Raw genomic sequence first — 19665 nt, 5'->3', positions numbered from 1 at the left:
CCGGGCCCGAGCGATTTCGGAGCCGCACGGCGGAGACCGGGTCGCTCCCGGGCCGGCCCGTTCAGAGCTTGCGGAGCAGCACGGTCTCGACCGTGTGGTCGGCACCCTTCTGAAGCACGAGCTTCGCGCGATGGCGCGTGGGCAGCACGTTCTCTTCGAGGTTCGGCAGGTTGATCTCGCGCCAGTATCCGAGCGCACGCTCGACGGCCTCTTCGTCGCTGATGTCGGCGAAGACCTTGAAGAACGAGGTCGGATTGGTGAAGGCGTTGTCGCGCAGCGCGAGGAAGCGGTCGACGTACCAGCGTTCGATGTGCGCCGCATCGGCATCGACGTAGATCGAGAAGTCGAACAGATCGCTGACGGCCACCTCGTTCGGCGACGGCGGCGGCTGGAGCACGTTCAGCCCCTCGACGATGACGACGTCGGGTCGATGAACCGTGACGTGCGCGTCGGGCATGATGTCGTATCGCACGTGGGAGTAGAACGGAGCCCGCGCCTCCTCCGCACCCGACTTCACCTCGCTGAGGAACTCCACGAGCGCCCGCCGGTCGTACGACTCCGGGAAGCCCTTGCGGTCCATGAGACCGCGCCGTTCCAACTCAGCGTTCGAATAGAGGAATCCGTCGGTGGTCACCAGCTCCACCCGAGGGGTGTCGGGCCAGCGGCTCATCAGCTCGCGCAGCAGACGCGCGATGGTCGACTTGCCCACCGCCACAGACCCGGCGACTCCGATCACGAAGGGAGTCGTGGCATCCGGCTCCCCCAGGAAGGTGCTCGTGTCGGCACCGAGCCGACGGGTGGCCCGCGCGTACAGGCTCAACAGACGACTCAACGGCAGGTAGACCTCGGCGACCTCGCGGGGGTCCAGCCGGTCTCCGATGCCGCGCAACTGCACGATCTCGTTCTCGGTCAGCGGCTGCTCCAGCCCACCGGCCATGCGAGCCCAGTCGTCGCGGTCGATCTGACGGTAGGGGCTCAGCGACGGCGCGGGAGCTGCGGTCTCGGTCTCGGCGGCGGACACCCGCTCATGCTACCCGGGGCGTCACCCTCCCCCGCCGACCCCGGCCGTCTCTCCGCGGCCACTACGCTCGGGTCGTGCGCCTGGGAGTCCTCGACATCGGTTCGAACACCGTCCACCTGCTCGTCGCGAACGCCCGGGCGGGAGGACGACCGACCGCCACCACCTCGCACCGCTCCGTGCTCCGGCTGATGCGCTACCTGCTGCCCGACGGGTCCATCTCGCAGGAGGGCGTGCGGGGACTGGTGGATGCCGTGACCGCCGCGCGCGATCGCGCCCGCGCCGAGCGGGTCGACGAGCTCCTCGCCACGGCCACCTCCGCGGTGCGCGACGCGACCAACGGAGAAGAGGTCATCGCCCTCATCGAAGAAGCGCTCGGACAGCCCCTCCAGGTTCTGGGCGGGGAGACCGAGGCCCGCTTCACCTACCTCGCGGTGAGGCGCTGGTTCGGCTGGTCGGCGGGGCAGATCCTGCTGTTCGACATCGGCGGCGGCTCCCTCGAGATCGCGGGCGGCGCCGACGAGCTCCCCGATCTCGCCGAGTCCGTGCCGCTCGGCGCGGGACGCTCCACGGTGCAGTTCCTCCCCCACGACCCTCCCAGCGGCGAGGAGATCGACGCGCTGCGTCAGCACGCGGCATCCGTCCTCGCCCCCGTCGCCGAGCGCTTCGCCGCCCTCCCGCGCCCCGACCACGTGGTGGGGTCGTCCAAGGCCATCCGATCGCTCGCGAAGCTGGCGGGCTATCCCGTCCCCGGCTGGTCGGGCATCGACCGCATGGTGCTGCCTCGCAGAGAGCTGAAGGACTGGATCCCGCGGCTCGCTCGCATCCCCGCCGACGCACGCGAGGCCCTGCCGGGCATCACCGCCGACCGCACGTTCCAGATCGTGGCCGCCGCGGTCGTCGTCGAGCGCGCCATGAAAGCGCTCGACGTCGAGGAGCTCGAGGTCTCACCCTGGGCGCTGCGCGAGGGCGTCCTGCTGCGCTACATCGAGTCGCTCGAGTACTGATCACCGCGGCATCCGTTCGACAGGACCTCCGCGGACGTCAGCGCCGATCGAGGACGGGGCGGGCGTGCTCGACGCACGTCGGCCCCGTTCTCCGGGGTCAGAGGGCGAGGCGCTCCCGCACGACCTCGGCCAGCCGATCGGCGTGTGCGCGGGCGTCCTCTTCGGAGGCCGCTTCGACCATCACTCGCACGAGCTGCTCGGTGCCCGACGCGCGCAGCAGCACACGACCGGAGTCGCCGAGCTCGGCCGTCGACGCGGCCACGGCTCGCTGGACGCCCTCGTCGCTCACGCCGTCGCGATCCACGCCGCGCACGTTCACCAGCACCTGTGGGTAGACGGTCATGATCGAGGCGAGCTCAGCCAGCGTCTTGTCCTGACGGGCCATCTCGGCCACGAGGTGCAGACCGGTCAGGAGGCCGTCACCGGTGGTGGCGAACTCGCTCATGATCACGTGTCCGGACTGCTCGCCGCCGAGGGAGTAGCCGCCCTCGTTCATTGCTTCGAGCACGTAGCGGTCACCCACGCCGGTCTGCAGAACCCGGATGCCGTGGGCCTGCATCGCACGGTGGAGTCCCAGGTTGCTCATGACCGTCGCCACGAGCGTGTCATCGGCGAGCGCCCCGCGCTCCTTCATCGCGACCGCGAGGATCGCCATGATCTGATCGCCGTCGACGATCTTGCCCTGCGCGTCGACGGCGAGGCAGCGGTCGGCGTCACCGTCGTGGGCGATGCCGACGTCGGCGCCCAGACGTACGACGGCCTCGGCGAGCACGTCGAGGTGCGTCGAGCCCACGCCGTCGTTAATGTTCAAGCCGTCGGGCTCGGCTCCGATGACCGTCACCTGGGCGCCCGCGTCCTTGAAGGTCTCGGGCGACACGCCCGCCGCCGCGCCGTGGGCGCAGTCGAGGACGACGTGGATGCCGTCGAGACGGTGCGGCAGAGACCCGAGAAGGTGCAGCACGTAGCGGTCCTCGGCGTCGGCGAAACGACGAATGCGCCCGACTCCCGCACCGGTGGGCTGCAGCCGCTCGCCTTCGAGGGCACTCTCGATGCGCTGCTCGACGATGTCGGGCAGCTTGGTTCCGCCACGGGCGAAGATCTTGATGCCGTTGTCAGGGGCCGGGTTGTGCGACGCCGACACCATCACGCCGAAGTCGGCGTCATGGTCGGCGATGAGGAACGCCGTGGCTGGGGTGGGGATGACGCCGGCGTCGAGAACGTCGACACCGGAGGAGGCCAGGCCTGCGGCGACCGCGGCCGAGAGGAACTCCCCCGAGACACGCGGGTCGCGGGCGACGACGGCCGTGAGGCGACGGCCCTCGGCCTTGCGCGCTTCCGCAGAACGGCCCTGGCCCAGGACGACAGCAGTCGCCTGGGCCAGGTGCAGCGCGAGTTCGGCGGTGAGGAGGCCGTTGGCCAGCCCCCGCACCCCGTCCGTGCCGAAGAGAGGCATACGGAGGATCGAACTCAGCGCTTGGAGTACTGAGGCGCCTTGCGGGCCTTCTTGAGACCGGCCTTCTTGCGCTCCTTGACGCGAGCGTCACGCGAGAGGAAGCCGGCCTTCTTGAGGGTCGGGCGGTTGTTCTCGGCGTCGATCTCGTTGAGCGCGCGAGCGATGCCCAGGCGCAGCGCGCCGGCCTGACCCGAGGGGCCACCACCGGAGATGCGCGCGATCACGTCGTACGAGCCGGCGAGCTCGAGCACCGTGAACGGGTCGTTGATCAGCTGCTGGTGCAGCTTGTTCGGGAAGTAGTCCTCGATCGTGCGGCCGTTGACCGTGATCGTCCCCGAGCCGGGAACGAGACGCACGCGGGCGATTGCCTGCTTGCGACGGCCCACGGCTGCGCCGGGAACCGAGAGCACGGGGCGCTCGGTGGCGACGACCGACTGCTCGGCCGGCGTCTCGGTGCTGTAGTTGCTGGAGTCGATGTTCGACACTGTTTCGTCCTTATCCGGCGGCGCTTACTGGGCGACCTGGTCGAAGGTGTATGCCGTGGGCTGCTGAGCACCGTGGGGGTGCTCGGCGCCGCGGTAGACCTTGAGCTTCTTGAGCTGCGCCGCGCCGAGGCTGTTCTTGGGCAGCATGCCGCGGATGGCCTTCTCGACCGCGCGGACAGGGTTCTTCTCGAGGAGTTCGTCGTAGGTGACGGACTTCAGTCCGCCCGGGAAGCCCGAGTGGCGGTAGGCCTTCTTCTGCGTGAGCTTCTGGCCCGTGAGCGCGACCTTTTCGGCGTTGATCACGATGACGAAGTCACCAGAGTCGATGTGGTTGGCGAAGGTCGCCTTGTGCTTGCCGCGGAGGAGGACCGCCGCGTGCGAGGCCAGACGGCCGAGAACGACGTCGGTGGCGTCGATAACGACCCACTCGCGCGTGACCTCAGCGGCCTTGGGGGTGAAAGTGCGCGTCACAGTAGTGCTGCTTTCTTGATCGAACGGAGGAGTTCGTGAATCCCGCTCCGGTGGTCCGTTACCCCGCCGATGGCGGGAGAACAGGGCCGGTGGAGGGCTCACGTTCGGGCGACCCGCTCGCAGAGAGGCGGGCACCAAAGATCGAGACTACGCCATTCGGATGCCATGACCAAACGCTGCCGCCTCCGCCCGGCGGGAATCGCGCCCCTCACTCCGCCCCGGCACGGGACTCCTCCTGCGCCCTCACGCGCAGATGCCCCGCCACCGATCGGGTGGCGGGGCATCTCGGCATCCGTCGCGTCCTCCGCGGGTGCGGGCGAGAGTGGGGACGCGCGCGGCGGCGGGGTCAGCGCTTCAGGAAGTCGATCAGCACGCGGTTGAACTCGTCCGCGTGGCTGACGTTGACGCCGTGGGGCGCTCCGGCGACCACGTGCAGCTCGCTGCCGGCGATCGCCTCGTGGGTGCGCTTGCCCGACCCCTCGAAGGGCACGGTTCCGTCGCTGTCACCGTGGATGACGAGGGCCGGCACCGTCACGTTCGGCAGGTCTTCGCGGAAGTCCGTCGTCGCGAAGGCCTCCATCGACTTCAGGGCGGCGTGGTGGTCGGCCTGGTTGGCCAGCCGCTCGGCCTCGGCGCGCTCGGCCTCCGGGACGGCGAGAGTGCCGTCGACGGAGAAGAAGTCGGTGGTGAACTGGTGATAGAACGCCTTCTCGTCGCCCTTCAGACCCTGCTTCATCCCGTCCGCGGTCGCGTCGTCGAGCGGACCCTCGGGGTTGTCGTCGGTCTGGGCAAGGTACGGCGGAACCGCGGCCGCGAAGACGACGCTGTGCACACGGTCGGATCCGTGACGGGTCAGGTAGCGGGCGACCTCACCACCGCCCATCGAGAAGCCGACGAGCGTGACATCGCGCAGGTCGAGAGCCTCGAGCACAGCCTCCAGGTCGTTGCTGAAGGTGTCGTAGTCGTAGCCGGTGTGCGGCTTGTCGCTGCGCCCGAAACCGCGACGGTCATAGGTCACGACGCGGTAGCCTGCGGCTTCGAGGGCGGGCACCTGGTGAGCCCAGGACTCACCCGAGAGGGGCCAGCCGTGGATGAGGACGACGGCGCGGCCCGTGCCGCCGGTGTCGTCGACGTGGAGGTCGATGTCGGTCAGAAGTCCGTGGTGTGCGGTGATCTCGCTCATGGCAGCCATGGTTCGAGTCGAAGCTGGACGCAAGGGAGCGGTTGACGCACCGCGGCCGGCTTGGTATTGACCGCGACGGCAGCGTCGGCTGGCAGAACCGCGCACTCGGCGCAACCCCGAACGAACACCGAAGCGAGACGGGGCGCCCTCACTACACTCGGTGCATGAGCCACGCCTCCGACGGTCACAGTCCTGGCGCCCGGGTGACCCCGGGCGATGTCCTCCCCCCTCGTCACGGCGGTGCCCCGGTGAACGATCTCGCGCTCAACATCGTGCTGGTCGTGGTCTTCGTTCTGGTCGGCGGCGTCTTCGCTGCGACCGAGATGGCCCTGGTCACTCTTCGCGAGAGTCAGGTGAACGCCCTCGCAGCCCGCGGACGGCGTGGCCAGAAGGTCGCCGACCTCGCCCGCAACCCCAACACGTTCCTCTCCGCCGTGCAGATCGGGGTGACGGTGGCCGGGTTCGCCTCCGCAGCGTACGGCGCGTCATCGATCGCCCCGTCCGTCACCCCCCTCTTCACCAACCTCGGCCTCGACCAGGGCGCCGCAGCTACGATCGCCACGATCACGTTGACCCTCGTCATCGCGTATCTGTCGCTCGTGCTCGGCGAACTGGTCCCCAAGCGCCTCGCCATCCAGCGCAACGCCGCGTTCGCCTACGCCGTCGCCCCGGTGCTGAACGGCTTCGCGAAGCTCATGCGGCCGGTGATCTGGCTGCTGTCGATCTCGACCAACGTGCTCGTCCGCCTCCTCGGAGGCGATCCGAACAAGACCGGCGAGGAACTGACCGACGAAGAGTTGCGCGACATCGTCTCGAGCCACGAAGGGCTCCCCGCCGACGAGCGCCGCATCCTCGACGACGTCCTCTCGCTCCGGGACCGCCACGTCAGCGAGGTCATGCGCCCTCGACCCGAGGTCGTGACCCTCGACGCCGGCGGCACGATCGCCGACGCCTACGAGCAGGTCCGCGATCTGCCCTTCTCGCGCTATCCCGTGGCGGAGCAGACCATCGACGACGTCGTCGGCTTCGTCCACGTGCGCGACCTCACCGACGACCCGGAGCGTGCCCTGAGCGCGGTCATGCGTGAGATCCGCTACATCCCGTCCACCGCCCGCGTCCTGCCGACGCTCACCGCGATGCGCGCCGAGGGCAGCCACATCGCCGTCGTCGTCGACGAGTACGGCGGCACCGACGGGATCGTGACCCTCGAAGACCTCGTCGAGGAGGTCGTGGGAGAGATCTTCGACGAGTACGACACGGATGCCGAGCAGCCCCTGTCGGAGGGAGAGCACGGGACCGTCGAGGGACGCCTGAACCTCCAGGACTTCGAGGAGGCGACGGGTGTCGCACTGGCGCGCGGAGCCTCCGACACCGTCGGCGGGTTCGTGGTCGAACGTCTGGGTCGCCTCGCCCACGTCGGCGATGTCGTCGAGGTGGACGGCGCGACGCTACAGGTGAGCGCGGTCGACCGACGTCGCGTAGCGGAGCTGCTGGTGACCCGGCATCCCGTCGATGCAACCGGTGACGGCGGCGAGCGCACCGATCGAGCATGATCATCCCGGCGTGAGCCGACGGCACGAACCCGTCGGCTCACGCGCAAAGGGCGATCAGGCGCGGTCGCCACTGAGGGGATCGCTCGGTGCACCGAGCTCGAGATGGTGCCCGCCATGCGCCTCCTGTTGCGATGTCTCGCGGCCGAGCGTCCGGGCCTGACCTCCTCGACCCACCCGAACGATTGCGGGCAATTTGGTTGCGCACAACCAAGTTGTGTGCAATAGTGCCCTCATGCCCGCCGTCGATCAGCTCGTGTGCTTCGCGCTCTACGCCGCCAACCGCACGACGACGCAGGCCTACCGCGCACTCCTCGAACCGTGGAACCTCACCTACCCGCAGTACATCGCCCTGGTCACCCTGTGGAGCGACGGAGAGCAGACCGTCGGCAGCCTCGGCGAGGCGCTGCAGCTCGACTCCGGCACGCTCTCCCCGATGCTCGCCCGCATGGAGAACGCCGGGTACCTCACCCGTACGCGCCGCACCGATGACGAACGCGTGGTGACCGTGTCGCTGACCGAGCGAGGCAACGCCCTGCGCACCGAGCTGGCCCACGTCCCGCGCTGCATCGCCGCGGGCTCCGGCCTCACCGACGCCAGCAGCGCCCGTGAACTGATCGATGCGCTGCATCGACTCACCGACGCCATGAAAGACCTGCGCGATCACCCCGATGACGTGCGCGACGCCGACGCGGCGCGCCACCCGGCCTGACGACCGCACCCCCACCGTCCCTAGAAAGGAACACCATGGACGTTCTCTACACCGCCGAAGCCGTCTCCACCGGCCAGGGCCGCCTCGGCCACGTGACCGCCGGCACGTACATCGACCTCGACGTCGCTCCCCCCAAGGAGCTCGGCGGCTCCGGCGCCGGCACCAACCCCGAGCAGTTGTTCGCCGCCGGGTACGCCGCATGCTTCCACGGCGCCCTGCACTCCGTCGCCCGCGCGCACAAGGTCAAGATCGAGGACTCCTCGGTCGGCGGCCGCGTCCACATCGGCCCCAACGGCCAGGGCGGCTACCAGCTGGCCGTGCTGCTCGAGGTCGTTCTGCCCGGTATCGAGAGCGATCTCGCCCAGCAGCTCGCCGACGAGGCCCACCAGGTCTGCCCCTACTCGAACGCGACGCGCGGCAACATCGAGGTCACCGTCACCGTCTCGGAGGACTGACCTCTCCTGAACCCCGGGGCGAGGCGCTGAGCCCCACGTATCGCGCCTCGTCCCGGCCTGCCGCCCCTCACCCCGGGGCGGCTTCGTCGTCTCGGCGTACAGTGACTGTCGTGATCCGGGTGATTGTCGTCGACGATGAGGCGCTCGTCCGTTCCGGCTTCGCCTTCATCCTCAACGCGGCGGACGACATCGAGGTGGTCGCCGCGGTCGGCGGACCCGACGCTCTCGCCGCCATCCGCACCCTCCATCCCGACGTCGTCCTCCTCGACATCCGGATGCCGGAGCTCAGCGGCCTCGACATCCTCGCCGCACTGCGAGACGACGCGGATCGGCCCGTGGTCGGCATCCTGACGACATTCGCGGCCGACGAGTCCATCACCCGGGCCCTGCGAGACGGCGCTTCCGGCTTCCTCGTGAAGGACACCGATCCCGCCTGCCTCGCGGCGATGGTGCGCTCTCTCGCCGCGGGTGGAGTCGTCCTGTCGCCGGAGGTCTCCCGCGCTCTGGTCGACGGTTACGCGGGAAGACCCGACCTCGACGCCGCGCGTCGTGTCGCTCTGCTGACCGACCGCGAGCGCGACGTCCTCGAGTGGCTCCCCACCGGCGACTCGAACGCCGACATCGGTCGTCGGCTGCACCTGAGCTCCGCGACGGTCAAAGACCACGTCAGCTCGATCCTGGGCAAGCTGTCGGTGTCGTCGCGGGTCGAGGCCGCCCTGATCGCGGAACGGGCCAGCTCTCCGGCTGAACGACGCTGACGCGAGCAGGGACGGCTCAGATCAACCGGAGCTCGCCCTCCGTCATGCCGTACGAGCGACGCAGCCACTGCCCGAAGCCCGGTTGGGCGAGGCAGGCCGCTGCGGTGTCGCACGTGACCACGGGGTCCTGCGCCGCATAGGTCGCGTAGACCTCGACCTTCGCATCGAGGACCTCCCCCTCGACGTTGATCGGCTCGTGCTGCGAGGGATAACCGATGTAGTAGGTGACGGCCCCCGGCGCGATCCCGACGACCGGCGCCACCGCTCGAACCAATGATCCGACGCACGAGTGGTCGGGGTGGTCCCCCCGCGCGAACGCGCTCTCGTGCGGGATGTTCGTCGTGACGTGGTCGGGGCGTGCGGCGTGGATCAGCTCCGCGACGGTCTCCGAAAGACGGCGTGCATCGAGCGTCGGACCGTCGTCGATCGGAGCGAGGGCGGGCACCGTGCCGTTGATGAGCTGGGTGAGACCGGCCTCGCCCGTCGTCGCGAAGCCCTTCCCGCTGAGGTTGCCGTCCGGCAGACGGAGAACGGTGATCGACAGACGAGGATCGTCTGCGGGCACGAAACGCGTGACCCGCGCGCCGCTTCGAAGCGTCAGCTGGGTGGTGTCCCACGGTTGGGTGCTGCCGCGCATCTCGTCGTACGCGGCTCGGATGCCCGCCTCGCGCTGTTGCGCATAAGCGAGGCCCCGGCCGGCGTCGCCCGCGGTTACGAAGATGGTGCGCAGCGTCGCCCCCGAGCCGATGATCCCCGCGAGGTGGGGGTTGGCGAAGATGATGTCGTCGTCGGCGTGGGCCCAGACCGCCACGGTCGTGTCGTCGCCGGGCTCCTCGAAGGCGGGAGAGACGGGACGCGGCGAAGCATCGGGCACCGGCACGATGGGACTGAGCTTGACCCAGGTCCCCTCCGGAGGCGCCGAGCGCCGGATCTCGCGATAGACGAGAGCTCCGCCCCCGAGCACGGCGAGTCCGCCGACGGCGACGCCACCGAACACCAGCGCTCTCCGGGATATCCCGGACCGACGCGGCGTTGCCGATTCACCGGGTGCCCGATCGGCACCCGAAGGCTCGTCGATGTCACTCACGGCGACTCCGTCCTGTACTTCGCCCCCCGGCGACGGATTGCGGGTTTCCCCTCGCCCTCGGGCGCCCTCCGACGTTATCGCGGCGGTCGGTCTTTACGAACTCGAAACCCCGCAGCCCCGCCACCCGGCGGGGTAGGGCGAACCCCTTCGGCGGATCACGTTCCCACGTCACCGACAGGCACATCGGCGTCACGCACCAGACGCATCGGCGATGCTCAGCGCGCACCTAACGAAGGTGACAACACTCCCCCTATGCAGACGTCCACACCGCCGCGGTCACTGTCGCCCGTAGCCCTGCGCATCCGCGCCGTCCTGAACGAGTGGGATCCGATCGGAGTCCATCACATCGGTCAAGGATGGCCCGACGACGAATACGACGACCTGATCCTGCCCATCCTCGAAGCCCTCGACGCACGCCCCTCCGTCGACGAGTTGGCCGCTGAACTGCGCACCGTCGTCGAGAACGACTACGGCCTCCCCGCTCCCGAGGGCTGCCGGGAGACCGCGCGCTCCCTCCTCCACCTCCGACCGATAAACCCCGGCGCGGTCGGATGCAAGCCCTGCCGTTCGGTCACCCCGCCGTCATAACGTCCCCTCCATGGCAGATCTCTCCCGCCCGCAGACGCCCGATCCGTACCCCCTCCTTCCGTCCGTCCCATCATTCGACGTGGTCAGCGATGACGTCACCGATGGACAACCGCTCGCGGACGACCAGGTCGCCGACAAGGGCAACACCTCGCCCCAGCTCAGCTGGTCGAACGTCCCCGAAGGAACCAAGTCGTTCGTGATCACGGGCTTCGACCCCGACGCCCCCACCCCGAGCGGCTTCTGGCACTGGGTACTCGTCGACGTCCCGGCGGACGTGCGCGAGCTGGCATCCGGGGCCGCCTCGGGCGACCTCCCGGGCCACGCCTTCCACGTCCGCAACGACGGCGGCGAGGCAGGCTTCCTCGGAGCCGCTCCCCCGCAGGGCGACCAACCCCACCGCTACTTCTTCGTCGTGCACGCCGTGAGCGAGGAATCGCTCGGCGTCGACGCCGATGCCACCCCGGCCGTCGTCTCGTTCAACCTGGCGTTCAAAACGCTCGGTCGGGCGATCCTCCACGGCACCTACCGGCACTGAGGTTCGGATCATGACCGAGCGCGGCGAGGGCTTCGACAAGGACCAGACCATCACCGGGGTCGAGGAGCGCCTTCAGGCGCGCTTCCCCGATGCGGAACCGGGAGTGGTGCACGAAGAGGCCGTCGTCGCGGTCGACAAGTACGCCGACGCGCCCGTGAAGGACTTCGTCGACATCATCGCCGAGCGCGACGCACGAGCCGCGGTCGAGGATTCGCTCTCGAGCGAGTCCTGAGCCCGCGGCGAGCGCCGGAGCGGCTCAGCCCATCTGGAGTTCGGCTTCGGTCTTGGGGTAGGACCTCTGGAGCCACTCGCCGAACTTGCGGGTCTTCAGACACGCGTCGCGATCGGCGCAGCGGATCACCTGATCCTGTTGCGTGTAGATGCGGTACGTGTCGACCTTGGTATCGAGCACCGCCCCGTCCAGGTTCCGAGGCAGGTCCTCGGAGGGGTACCCCACGAAGTACCGGATGCCGGGGCCCACGGCCGCGTCCGACGTCAGCGTGTCACGGACGAGAGTGCCGACGGCCGAATGATCGGGGTGGTCGCCGGGGGCGAAAGCGCTGCCCCGGGGGATATGGGTGAGGGTGCTCTGCGGAGCGAACGCGGAAGCCAGTTCCCGGATCGAAGCCGCGAGCTGATCCCGCGTCACCGCCGCTCCCCCGTCGACCGGGGCGAGCGAGGCCTCGGTTCCGTCGTAGAGCTTGCTGAGGGTCGCATGCGCGGTCGCATCGAACCCGGCGCCCGTGATGTTGCCGTCCGGCAGCCGCAGATAGAGCACCGACAGACGCGCGTCGTCCCTCGGCGTCAGCCGCCGCAGGTGCACGCCGGTACCGAGGGCGATCTCCGTGGCATCCCACTCGCCGTCCTTGCCGCGCATGGCGTTGTACGCACGCAGGATGCCGAGCTCCCGTGCCCGCACGTAGTCCATTCCCTTCCCCGCGTCTCCCGCCGTGACGAACACGGTGCGCACGCACCGGCCGGCGGCGATCGCATCCGAGATGGTGGGGTTGGCGAAGATGATGTCATCGTCGGGATGCGCCCAGATCGTCATCAGCGTCGACGACCCCTCGCATCCCTGGGCGGCCGGCGAGATCGGCGGCGCCGGGGGCGGGGTGGGTGTCGCCGACGTCGACGGCGACGGGGCGGGGGAAGAGGTCGTCTCGGGAGCCGGTGCGGGCGACGAGGTCGCCGCCGGCTCGGGCCGAAGCAGCGCGAACGCGAAGACACCGGCGACGGCGGTCACCACGAGAGCGGCGATCGCGATCGCCGCGATCAGACCGGCCTGCACCCGGAGAGGGCGACGCGGCGGCGACGCGGTGCGGGGCATCGGAACCTTTCGTGCGGGCGGCAGTGGCGACCCCGCCGTGCGGCACGATCTCGCGGCAGCCGATCACGGCTGATCCGCGCCCGAGTGTAGGGGAACGCCCACCGCCCGACCAACCTGTCGTCGGCCGATACGAGCCCGAACCACGAACGTTCACGTTTCCCGCGTATGACAAGAGAAACAGGGTGAGTTGACGGGTGAATTTTGCCTGTTACTGTTCGCGGGAGAGTCCCCGCGCACGCGGGGGATGGGGAGAGGGGCACACATGGCGACATCTGGCCTACGCCCCGGCGCGTCGCCCTCTGACGCCGACCCGGACGGAACCGCCCCCGCACTCGACCAGAACCCCGCGGAGGAGTCCGTGTCGACCATGACATCGGTGCCCTCCGCGGCCTCGACGCCTCCCGCGCACGTTCGCGACCCCTGGCGCGGACGATACCGACGCAACCTCGTGCTCACCGACTTCGCCGCCCTCGTCTGGGTCGTCTACGGCACCCAGCTCCTCTGGTTCGGGCTGGGGAATGCGCAGCTCGCCGCGGGGCGTGACAGCCGCATCAGCGACCTGTCGTACTGGGCCTTCTCCGCGATCCTCATCGTCACCTGGATGTGGGCCCTCGCCTTCGTCGATTCGCGCAGCGACCGCGCTATCGGCACGGGTTCCACGGAGTACGTGCGCATCGCCGACGCCAGCTTCCGGCTGTTCGGAACCATCGCCATCATCGCCTTCCTGACGCAGATCGATGTCGCGCGGGGCTACCTGCTGGTGAGCCTGCCGCTCGGCATCCTGGTCCTCTGTTTCACCCGCTGGATGTGGCGGCAGTGGCTCGTCGTCCAACGCTCCCGTGGTCGGTACTCCGCGCACGTGCTCCTGGTCGGGTCGCTCCCCTCCGTGACGCAACTCGCCCGGGAGTTCGCCCGCAGCCCCAGCGCGGGATACCGCGTCGTCGGTGCCTGCGTGCCGAACGGACGGATCGCCGACACCATCCCCGGCTCGGTGGTCCCGATCATGGGACATGTCGGCGACGTGACGCGCGCACTGCACGCGACGGGGGCCGACACGGTCGCGATCACCAGCGCGGACGAGCTCCCCGCCGAGAAGGTGAAGGAGATCTCGTGGAGCCTGGAGGCCGGTCGTCAGCATCTCGTCCTCGCCCCGAGCATCGTCGACATCGCCGGCCCGCGCCTGCACACCAGACCCGTCGCCGGCCTGCCCCTCATCCACGTCGAGACGCCGAAGTTCTCGAGGGGGCAGAGCTTCCTGAAGAGGTCCGTCGACCTCGTGGCTGCGAGCATCGGACTGGTGCTCCTCAGCCCGGTCCTGCTGTTCCTGACCGTCGCGGTGCGGCTGTCGAGCGAGGGTCCGGTCCTCTTCCGCCAGATTCGCGTCGGCTTTCGCGGGCGGGAGTTCACCATGTTCAAGTTCCGGTCGATGGTCGTCAACGCCGAGGAGCTGCGCGCACAGCTCACCGCCCAGCAGCGTGATTCCGGCAACGAGGTGCTGTTCAAGATGAAGAACGATCCGCGGGTCACGCCCATCGGGCGCGTGATGCGGAAATTCAGCCTCGACGAGCTCCCCCAGCTCTTCAATGTGATCGGCGGCTCGATGTCGCTGGTCGGACCGCGTCCCCCCCTGCCGTCAGAGGTGGCGGTCTACGCCGACCACGTCCACAGACGTTTCCTCGCCAAGCCCGGTATCACCGGCCTCTGGCAGGTCAGCGGGCGATCATCCCTCTCCTGGGAGGATTCGGTACGACTCGATCTGTCGTACGTGGAGAACTGGACGCTTCTGGGCGATTTCGTCATTCTCGGCAAGACGGCTCGCGCAGCGCTCGCTCCCGGCGAGACCGCTGCGTGACGCAGTCTGCGCCGCCCGTTCCGGCCCTGCTCCTATCGCCGTCGGTTCTCTCCGCGGAAATCTGAAAGGCTCTCATCGTGCGTCTGTCTGTCATAGGTTGCGGATACTTGGGAGCCGTCCACGCGGCGGCGATGGCGTCGATCGGCCACGATGTGGTGGGAATCGACGTCGACGAGCGGAAGATCGAGACGCTGTCGAGGGGCGAAGCGCCGTTCTTCGAGCCCGGGCTGCAGGAGATCCTCACTGAGGGCATCGCCTCGGGCCGGTTATCCTTCACGACCGACATGTCGGCTGCGCAAGGGGCGGCGGTGCACTTCATCGGCGTCGGCACGCCGCAGCAATCCGGCGGACATGCGGCAGATCTGACCTACGTCGACGCGGCCGTCGACGCGCTCGCTCCCTTCCTCTCTCCGGGTGATGTGGTCGCCGGCAAGTCGACCGTCCCGGTCGGCACCGCCGCTCGTCTGGCACCGCGGGTGGCCGAGCGCGGCGCGGTGCTGGTGTGGAACCCGGAGTTCCTGCGGGAAGGGTGGGCGGTTCAAGACACCGTCGACCCCGATCGGTTGGTCGCCGGCGTCCCCTCGAGCGACGGGTCCCCCACCGACGAAGGCGAGCGCACCGCCGAGATCCTCCGCGAGGTCTACCACCCGTCCATCGCCAAGGGCACGCCCTTCATCGTCACCGACTACGCGACGGCCGAACTGGTGAAGGTCGCCGCGAACGCGTTCCTCGCCACCAAGATCAGCTTCATCAACGCCATGGCCGAGATCGCCGAGGTGACGGGCGCCGATGTGACCACCCTGGCCGACGCGCTCGGTCACGACGTCCGAATCGGGCGCCGCTTCCTCGGCGCGGGCATCGGTTTCGGGGGCGGGTGCCTCCCGAAGGACATCCGAGCCTTCTCGGCGCGCGCCGAGGAGCTCGGACGCGGAGCTTCCGTCGCTTTCCTCCGCGAGGTCGACGCCATCAACCTCCGCCGCCGGGACCGCGCTGTCGAGCTCGCCACCAGCGCGCTGGGGGGCAGCGTCTTCGGTGCGAAGATCGCCGTCCTGGGAGCCGCCTTCAAACCGCACAGCGACGACATCCGGGACTCCCCGGCGCTCGACGTCGCCGTCCGACTGCACGGCCTGGGGGCACGGGTCACCCTGACGGACCCCGCGGCGATCGACAACGCCCGCCGTATGCACCCGCAACTCACCTACGATGCAGACCTCGACGCCACCCTTCGGGACGCGGACGCGGTCATCGTCGTGACCGAGTGGGACGAGTACCGTCGGCGCCTCAGCCCCGAACACGCGTCCTCGTTGGCGCGCGGCCGCATCGTGATCGACGGTCGCAACTGCCTCGATCCGGTGGCGTGGCGCGCCGCGGGATGGACCTATCACGGCATGGGTCGCCCCTGACGAGGCAGAGGGGCCGGCGCCGCTCGTACGAGACCGCCCCTCGCCGCTGATCCCGACTCTTCGGCGATCACTCGTGACGAAACCCCCGTGCGGCACGTCTTCGTCGTGACGGATCTCGCGCCGCGGCCCCCGGCCGCCGAACCCGCGAGATCCTGATCGACAAGGAGGATGCCATGCGCAACAAGCTCATCGTGATCGGTGCCGTCGCCCTGCTCGCCTACGTGATCGGCACCCGCAGCCCGCGCGTCCAGGTCAAGAGTCGCGAATCGGTGGGCCACCAGGTGGTGCGTCTGTGGAACGATCCACGCGCCCGCAACCGCCGCCACAAGGCCGCGAAGAAGGCGGCCGGCGCCGCTGAGAAGCGCGCCCGGAGGACGCTGCGCGATCTGCGGAAGTAGCCCCGGACGCGACCGGGCACGGCCACTGCGGAGGTCGGACCGGGCAGGGGCCTCCTCGCGCCCGCTCGGTCTGTGCCGCCGTGCGGCGGCGTGTGGACCCGAGCGGGGTCGTCGCTGCGATGGCCGTTGCGGCCCACCACTCATCGCCTCTGTCGGAGCCGCCCTTCGGCAGCGCCTGCCGTCGTTCATCCGCGCCGGAGCGTCTGTGGACAACCGGCCGTTGCCTCACGTGCGCATGTATAAATAGGCATGCTTGCGATAACACTCCGCCTCACTCCTGCAAACGACCTCGACGACCTCCTCGCAGGGTTCGCACCACCATGCCGGTCGTGCGGGGGCACCGTCGAGCCCCTCCAGCGGGGACGCGCAGCCTGGTGGCACTGTCATCGATGCGGCCTCGCTCGAATCGACTGAGCCGCACCCGGCTACGCTGACCACGTGATGGCCAGCATCCTGATCTCGATCACCGCCGTCGTCTCGGCGGTACTCGTCGGGTTCGTCGCGCGTCGGGTCCTCGGGACCGCGGTCGGTTGGCCGCGGAGCATCGTCGTGGGACTCCTGGTCTTCCTCCTGGGAGTGCCGTCGGCGGGGTGGACCCTGCGGCAGACGGGCTTGCCCGATGCCTCGGCATCCATTCCCTCCGAAGACGTGTGGATCTGGGCGGGATTGATCACGCTCTCGCTCGCGTGGGTCTTCGCCCTTGGGGTCGCCGCCCTCGTGGCGAGCGAGGCGATCTTCCCGACCCGTCCGCTGCCCAACCCGATCGATGTGGTCCGGGCCGCGCTCCGCCAGCGCAAGCGGACCCGACGGTATCTGGAGATCCTCGCGATCGCCTCGCGCCACGGCGTCGGTTGGCTCTTCCACGGCGGCCGCGCCCGCGTGGAGGAGCAGCTCAGCACCTCCGAGGAACGTGCCCGCGCCATCGTGGCGACCCTGAACGACGCCGGCGTCAGCTTCGTCAAGCTGGGCCAGGTGCTGTCCACCCGACGAGACCTCGTGCCGGAGCCGTACCTGAGCGCCCTCGCCTCCCTGCAGACGAATGCGACGACCCTCCCCTGGGATACCGTGCGATCGGTCATCGAAGCAGACCTGGGGCGATCCATCGACTCCGTGTTCGCCGAGGTCGATCCCCTCCCCCTCGCCGCAGCCTCGGTCGCACAGGTGCACCGGGCCCGACTGCTCGACGGCACGGCCGTGGTCGTCAAAGTGCAGCGACCCGCGGCTCGCGCGCAAGTGGAGGCGGATGCCGACATCATCGGGCGTCTCGCTCATCGAGCCGAGGCGCGCACGCGCGTCGGTCGCGACCTCCGAATCGAGTCCGTCGCCCGCGGATTCACCGCCACTCTTCTCGAAGAGCTCGACTATCGCATCGAGGCACGCAACACCCAGATGATCGGATCGACCCTCGAACTGATCGATCGCGCGGAGCCCGACCGACGAGGCCTCATCACCGTCCCGGACATCTTCTCCGAGGCCTCCGGCCAGCGAGTGCTCACGATGGGGCTCGTCGACGGAACAGCTCTGAGCGACTCGGCGGCTCGAATCGCCCTCCTCGACCCCGCCCAGCGCGATCGCCTCGCGGAGACACTGATGGCGACGGTCCTCGAGCAGATCCTGGTCTACGGGGTCTTCCACGCCGACCTGCACCCGGGCAACGTCGTGCTGAAGACCGACGGCACCCTCGGCCTCATCGATTTCGGCGCCGTCGGCATCATCGAGCGCAGCCGACGCCAGCACATGACGGCTTTCCTTCTCGCCGCTCTCAGCGAGAACGATGTCGCGGCCACCGACGCGCTCCTGCTCATCGTCGATGCGCCCGAAGACGTGGATCTGGAGGCCTTCCGGCACGACATCGGCGTCGTCCTGACCACGGAGCATCTGCGCACGACCGGTCACGGCTCGATCTTCACCCGAATGGTCGACGTGATCCGCCAGCATCACATCGCTCTGCCGGGCGAGCTGGCGTCCGCCTTCCGCAGTTTCGCCACTCTCGAGGGCTGTCTCCGGGTCATCGTCGACGAGTTCGACATGGTCGGCCGAGCGCTTCCCCTCATGCCGACCCTGCTGCGCCGGACGGTGTCGGTCAAACGCATGGCCACCGACGCCCAGGCCCAGGCGGTCATCGCCCTCGCTCGTCTCGAACAGATACCGCGCCGCCTCGATGCGCTGCTCACCGGGGTTGAGAAGGGCTCCATCGGCATCACCCTTCGCAGCGCCGACGGAGAGGACGTCAGCGGCATCCTCGGTCGGGCCACGGGCGAGATCGCCTCCACCCTGGTCTCGATCGCAGCGGTGGTCATCGCCGTGGTCCTGGTGATCGCGGGGGGAGGCCCCGTCCTCGGGGGATCCATCACGTTGTTCGCGGTGCTCGGCGCGGTGGTCGGGCTCTTCGGCTTCCTCGGTCTCCTTCGTATCGTGCGCAGAACGTTCGGCCGCCGCGGCTGAGGCCGGCGCACCCGGGGGCACTCTCTCGGAACGGGCGGCGCGTGTCTACAGTGTTCCGTGCCCGCCGATCGATCGCCTTCCCGTCGCCGCTACATCGCGACGACGATGACGGCCGTCTATCTCGCCGCCCTGGGCGTCATCCTGCTCTGGCCCGACCACCTCGACCGCAAGGCGGGCGCCGCCTACGCCGTCCTCTACGAGCTCTTCCCCGGGGCGACCCCCCGAACCATGGACTTCGGTCTCAACGTCGTCCTGTTCGTCCCTTTCGGCGTCGTCCTGGGGGTGGCCCTCAGAGGACACCCATGGCGGCTCATCGGTATCGCCTGCGCCGTCCCGCTTCTCGTCGAGATCTTCCAAGGGGTCTTCCTCCCCGGGCGTACGAGCAGCGCTGTCGATGTGGTCGCCAACGCGCTGGGTGCTCTCATCGGGGCGGCCGCGATGGCTCTGGGGCGGAGACTGCTCATCGACCGACGCACTCGACCACGTCGCTGAGTTCACCGGGGTCAGTCGATGTCCTGCTCCGGTACGAGGAGGCCGCTGATCTCGGCGTCGCTCCGGACACCGGCCACGAGCGCGCGGGCGGCGTGCACCGGGACGGACACGGATACGCCGAACCCCGGTCTCGACGATGACCCACGTCTCGACGTCTGCGGCTCGCCGCAGCAGGCCGATCTCCACCTCGGTGGCGACGCCGACGCCGTGCACCATGGAGTCGCGCACGCGAGCGCTGACCCCGATACCCGCGCTGCGGTGGTCTTCATCGTCGGGATGAACGGTTGCGCCGTGCTCGGTGACGCACCAGGCGAAAACACACCCCCGGGCGTCTCGGATCTGTTCGTTTCGCCGTGCAGTCATGCGTGACACCTCTCTGTCGGGGCCGCCGCTGTCGGCGACCCTGAAACCGGTGGGCACGAACGCATTACATCGCGAACCTCCGA

20 protein-coding genes are annotated in these 19665 nt (G+C 69.2%); 13 read left to right on the top strand and 7 right to left on the bottom strand.

Annotation, left to right across the window (positions count from 1 at the left end):
• Positions 1–61: 61 nt before the first annotated feature.
• A complete protein-coding gene (gene coaA, locus QE416_RS08245) occupies positions 62–1021 on the bottom strand; it encodes a type I pantothenate kinase (protein ID WP_210072291.1) in 960 nt (319 codons plus the stop codon).
• A 74-nt stretch (positions 1022–1095) separates the two neighbouring features.
• Between coaA and QE416_RS08240 the strand changes: the two genes are divergently transcribed.
• Positions 1096–2025 (top strand): Ppx/GppA phosphatase family protein, encoded by a 930-nt coding sequence (locus QE416_RS08240; protein ID WP_210072292.1) that lies wholly within the window; start codon positions 1096–1098, stop codon positions 2023–2025.
• Between the two features lie 97 nt (positions 2026–2122).
• On the opposite strand, the gene glmM is transcribed toward QE416_RS08240, so the two are convergent.
• The 4 genes from glmM to QE416_RS08220 form a co-directional block, all read right to left on the bottom strand.
• A complete protein-coding gene (gene glmM, locus QE416_RS08235) occupies positions 2123–3478 on the bottom strand; it encodes a phosphoglucosamine mutase (RefSeq protein WP_307315145.1) in 1356 nt (451 codons plus the stop codon).
• A gap of 14 nt (positions 3479–3492) precedes the next feature.
• A complete protein-coding gene (rpsI, locus tag QE416_RS08230) occupies positions 3493–3963 on the bottom strand; it encodes a 30S ribosomal protein S9 (protein ID WP_013583923.1) in 471 nt (156 codons plus the stop codon).
• Between the two features lie 24 nt (positions 3964–3987).
• Entirely contained in the window at positions 3988–4434 is a 447-nt protein-coding gene (rplM, locus tag QE416_RS08225) for a 50S ribosomal protein L13 (protein ID WP_094734663.1), read from the bottom strand.
• A gap of 346 nt (positions 4435–4780) precedes the next feature.
• Entirely contained in the window at positions 4781–5617 is an 837-nt protein-coding gene (locus QE416_RS08220; protein WP_267789374.1) for an alpha/beta fold hydrolase, read from the bottom strand.
• Between the two features lie 248 nt (positions 5618–5865).
• Between QE416_RS08220 and QE416_RS08215 the strand changes: the two genes are divergently transcribed.
• From QE416_RS08215 to QE416_RS08200, 4 genes are all read left to right on the top strand, one after another.
• On the top strand, positions 5866–7170 hold the full coding sequence (locus QE416_RS08215) for a hemolysin family protein (protein WP_210072294.1): 1305 nt from the start codon (positions 5866–5868) through the stop codon (positions 7168–7170).
• 232 nt (positions 7171–7402) lie between these two features.
• Positions 7403–7879, top strand: coding sequence for a MarR family winged helix-turn-helix transcriptional regulator (locus QE416_RS08210; protein WP_307315143.1), 477 nt, complete (start codon positions 7403–7405; stop codon positions 7877–7879).
• Positions 7880–7914: 35 nt separating this feature from the next.
• A complete protein-coding gene (locus QE416_RS08205; RefSeq protein ID WP_210072296.1) occupies positions 7915–8334 on the top strand; it encodes an organic hydroperoxide resistance protein in 420 nt (139 codons plus the stop codon).
• Positions 8335–8444: 110 nt separating this feature from the next.
• Positions 8445–9092, top strand: coding sequence for a response regulator transcription factor (locus tag QE416_RS08200; RefSeq protein ID WP_210072297.1), 648 nt, complete (start codon positions 8445–8447; stop codon positions 9090–9092).
• A gap of 16 nt (positions 9093–9108) precedes the next feature.
• On the opposite strand, the gene QE416_RS08195 is transcribed toward QE416_RS08200, so the two are convergent.
• Complete coding sequence (locus QE416_RS08195; protein WP_307315136.1) at positions 9109–10089, bottom strand: PIG-L family deacetylase; 981 nt, start codon at positions 10087–10089, stop codon at positions 9109–9111.
• A 342-nt stretch (positions 10090–10431) separates the two neighbouring features.
• Between QE416_RS08195 and QE416_RS08190 the strand changes: the two genes are divergently transcribed.
• From QE416_RS08190 to QE416_RS08180, 3 genes are read left to right on the top strand one after another with little or no spacing between them, the layout of a single operon-like run.
• Positions 10432–10767 (top strand): hypothetical protein, encoded by a 336-nt coding sequence (locus QE416_RS08190; RefSeq protein ID WP_307315133.1) that lies wholly within the window; start codon positions 10432–10434, stop codon positions 10765–10767.
• 10 nt (positions 10768–10777) lie between these two features.
• Positions 10778–11302, top strand: coding sequence for a YbhB/YbcL family Raf kinase inhibitor-like protein (locus QE416_RS08185; protein WP_210072300.1), 525 nt, complete (start codon positions 10778–10780; stop codon positions 11300–11302).
• Between the two features lie 10 nt (positions 11303–11312).
• On the top strand, positions 11313–11534 hold the full coding sequence (locus QE416_RS08180; RefSeq protein ID WP_307315130.1) for a three-helix bundle dimerization domain-containing protein: 222 nt from the start codon (positions 11313–11315) through the stop codon (positions 11532–11534).
• Positions 11535–11558: 24 nt separating this feature from the next.
• On the opposite strand, the gene QE416_RS08175 is transcribed toward QE416_RS08180, so the two are convergent.
• Positions 11559–12629 carry a PIG-L family deacetylase gene (locus tag QE416_RS08175; RefSeq protein ID WP_307315128.1) on the bottom strand — a complete coding sequence of 357 codons (1071 nt, stop codon included), beginning with the start codon at positions 12627–12629 and terminating at the stop codon, positions 11559–11561.
• 367 nt (positions 12630–12996) lie between these two features.
• Here QE416_RS08175 and QE416_RS08170 point away from each other — a divergent pair, with 367 nt between their 5' ends.
• The 5 genes from QE416_RS08170 to QE416_RS08150 all read left to right on the top strand — a co-directional run bounded on the left by QE416_RS08170 (position 12997) and on the right by QE416_RS08150 (position 19219).
• Positions 12997–14481, top strand: a complete 1485-nt coding sequence (locus QE416_RS08170; protein ID WP_307317890.1) for a sugar transferase — start codon at positions 12997–12999, stop codon at positions 14479–14481.
• Positions 14482–14558: 77 nt separating this feature from the next.
• Entirely contained in the window at positions 14559–15884 is a 1326-nt protein-coding gene (locus QE416_RS08165; RefSeq protein WP_307315125.1) for a UDP-glucose/GDP-mannose dehydrogenase family protein, read from the top strand.
• 173 nt (positions 15885–16057) lie between these two features.
• Entirely contained in the window at positions 16058–16282 is a 225-nt protein-coding gene (locus QE416_RS08160; RefSeq protein ID WP_307315123.1) for a hypothetical protein, read from the top strand.
• 441 nt (positions 16283–16723) lie between these two features.
• On the top strand, positions 16724–18727 hold the full coding sequence (locus tag QE416_RS08155; RefSeq protein ID WP_267786151.1) for an AarF/ABC1/UbiB kinase family protein: 2004 nt from the start codon (positions 16724–16726) through the stop codon (positions 18725–18727).
• Between the two features lie 57 nt (positions 18728–18784).
• Positions 18785–19219: a VanZ family protein gene (locus tag QE416_RS08150; protein WP_307315120.1), complete on the top strand. Its 435-nt coding sequence runs from the start codon at positions 18785–18787 to the stop codon at positions 19217–19219.
• The last annotated feature ends 446 nt before the right edge of the window (positions 19220–19665 follow it).

The sequence above is a fragment of the Microbacterium sp. SORGH_AS_0421 genome (assembly GCF_030818635.1).
Taxonomy (GTDB): domain Bacteria; phylum Actinomycetota; class Actinomycetes; order Actinomycetales; family Microbacteriaceae; genus Microbacterium.
The sequence above is the reverse complement of the archived record's forward strand: the minus strand, read 5'-3'. Positions and strand labels throughout refer to the sequence as shown.

Bases quoted from the DNA above. Each gene is read 5' to 3' on its own strand.
- glmM (WP_307315145.1), bottom strand. From the start codon at position 3,478: ATGCCTCTCTTCGGCACGGACGGGGTGCGGGGGCTGGCCAACGGCCTC.
- QE416_RS08190 (WP_307315133.1), top strand. From the start codon at position 10,432: ATGCAGACGTCCACACCGCCGCGGTCACTGTCGCCCGTAGCCCTGCGC.
- QE416_RS08155 (WP_267786151.1), top strand. From the start codon at position 16,724: ATGGCCAGCATCCTGATCTCGATCACCGCCGTCGTCTCGGCGGTACTC.
- QE416_RS08170 (WP_307317890.1), top strand. From the start codon at position 12,997: ATGACATCGGTGCCCTCCGCGGCCTCGACGCCTCCCGCGCACGTTCGC.
- QE416_RS08185 (WP_210072300.1), top strand. From the start codon at position 10,778: ATGGCAGATCTCTCCCGCCCGCAGACGCCCGATCCGTACCCCCTCCTT.
- QE416_RS08180 (WP_307315130.1), top strand. From the start codon at position 11,313: ATGACCGAGCGCGGCGAGGGCTTCGACAAGGACCAGACCATCACCGGG.
- QE416_RS08160 (WP_307315123.1), top strand. From the start codon at position 16,058: ATGCGCAACAAGCTCATCGTGATCGGTGCCGTCGCCCTGCTCGCCTAC.
- QE416_RS08205 (WP_210072296.1), top strand. From the start codon at position 7,915: ATGGACGTTCTCTACACCGCCGAAGCCGTCTCCACCGGCCAGGGCCGC.
- QE416_RS08210 (WP_307315143.1), top strand. From the start codon at position 7,403: ATGCCCGCCGTCGATCAGCTCGTGTGCTTCGCGCTCTACGCCGCCAAC.
- QE416_RS08175 (WP_307315128.1), bottom strand. From the start codon at position 12,629: ATGCCCCGCACCGCGTCGCCGCCGCGTCGCCCTCTCCGGGTGCAGGCC.
- QE416_RS08220 (WP_267789374.1), bottom strand. From the start codon at position 5,617: ATGAGCGAGATCACCGCACACCACGGACTTCTGACCGACATCGACCTC.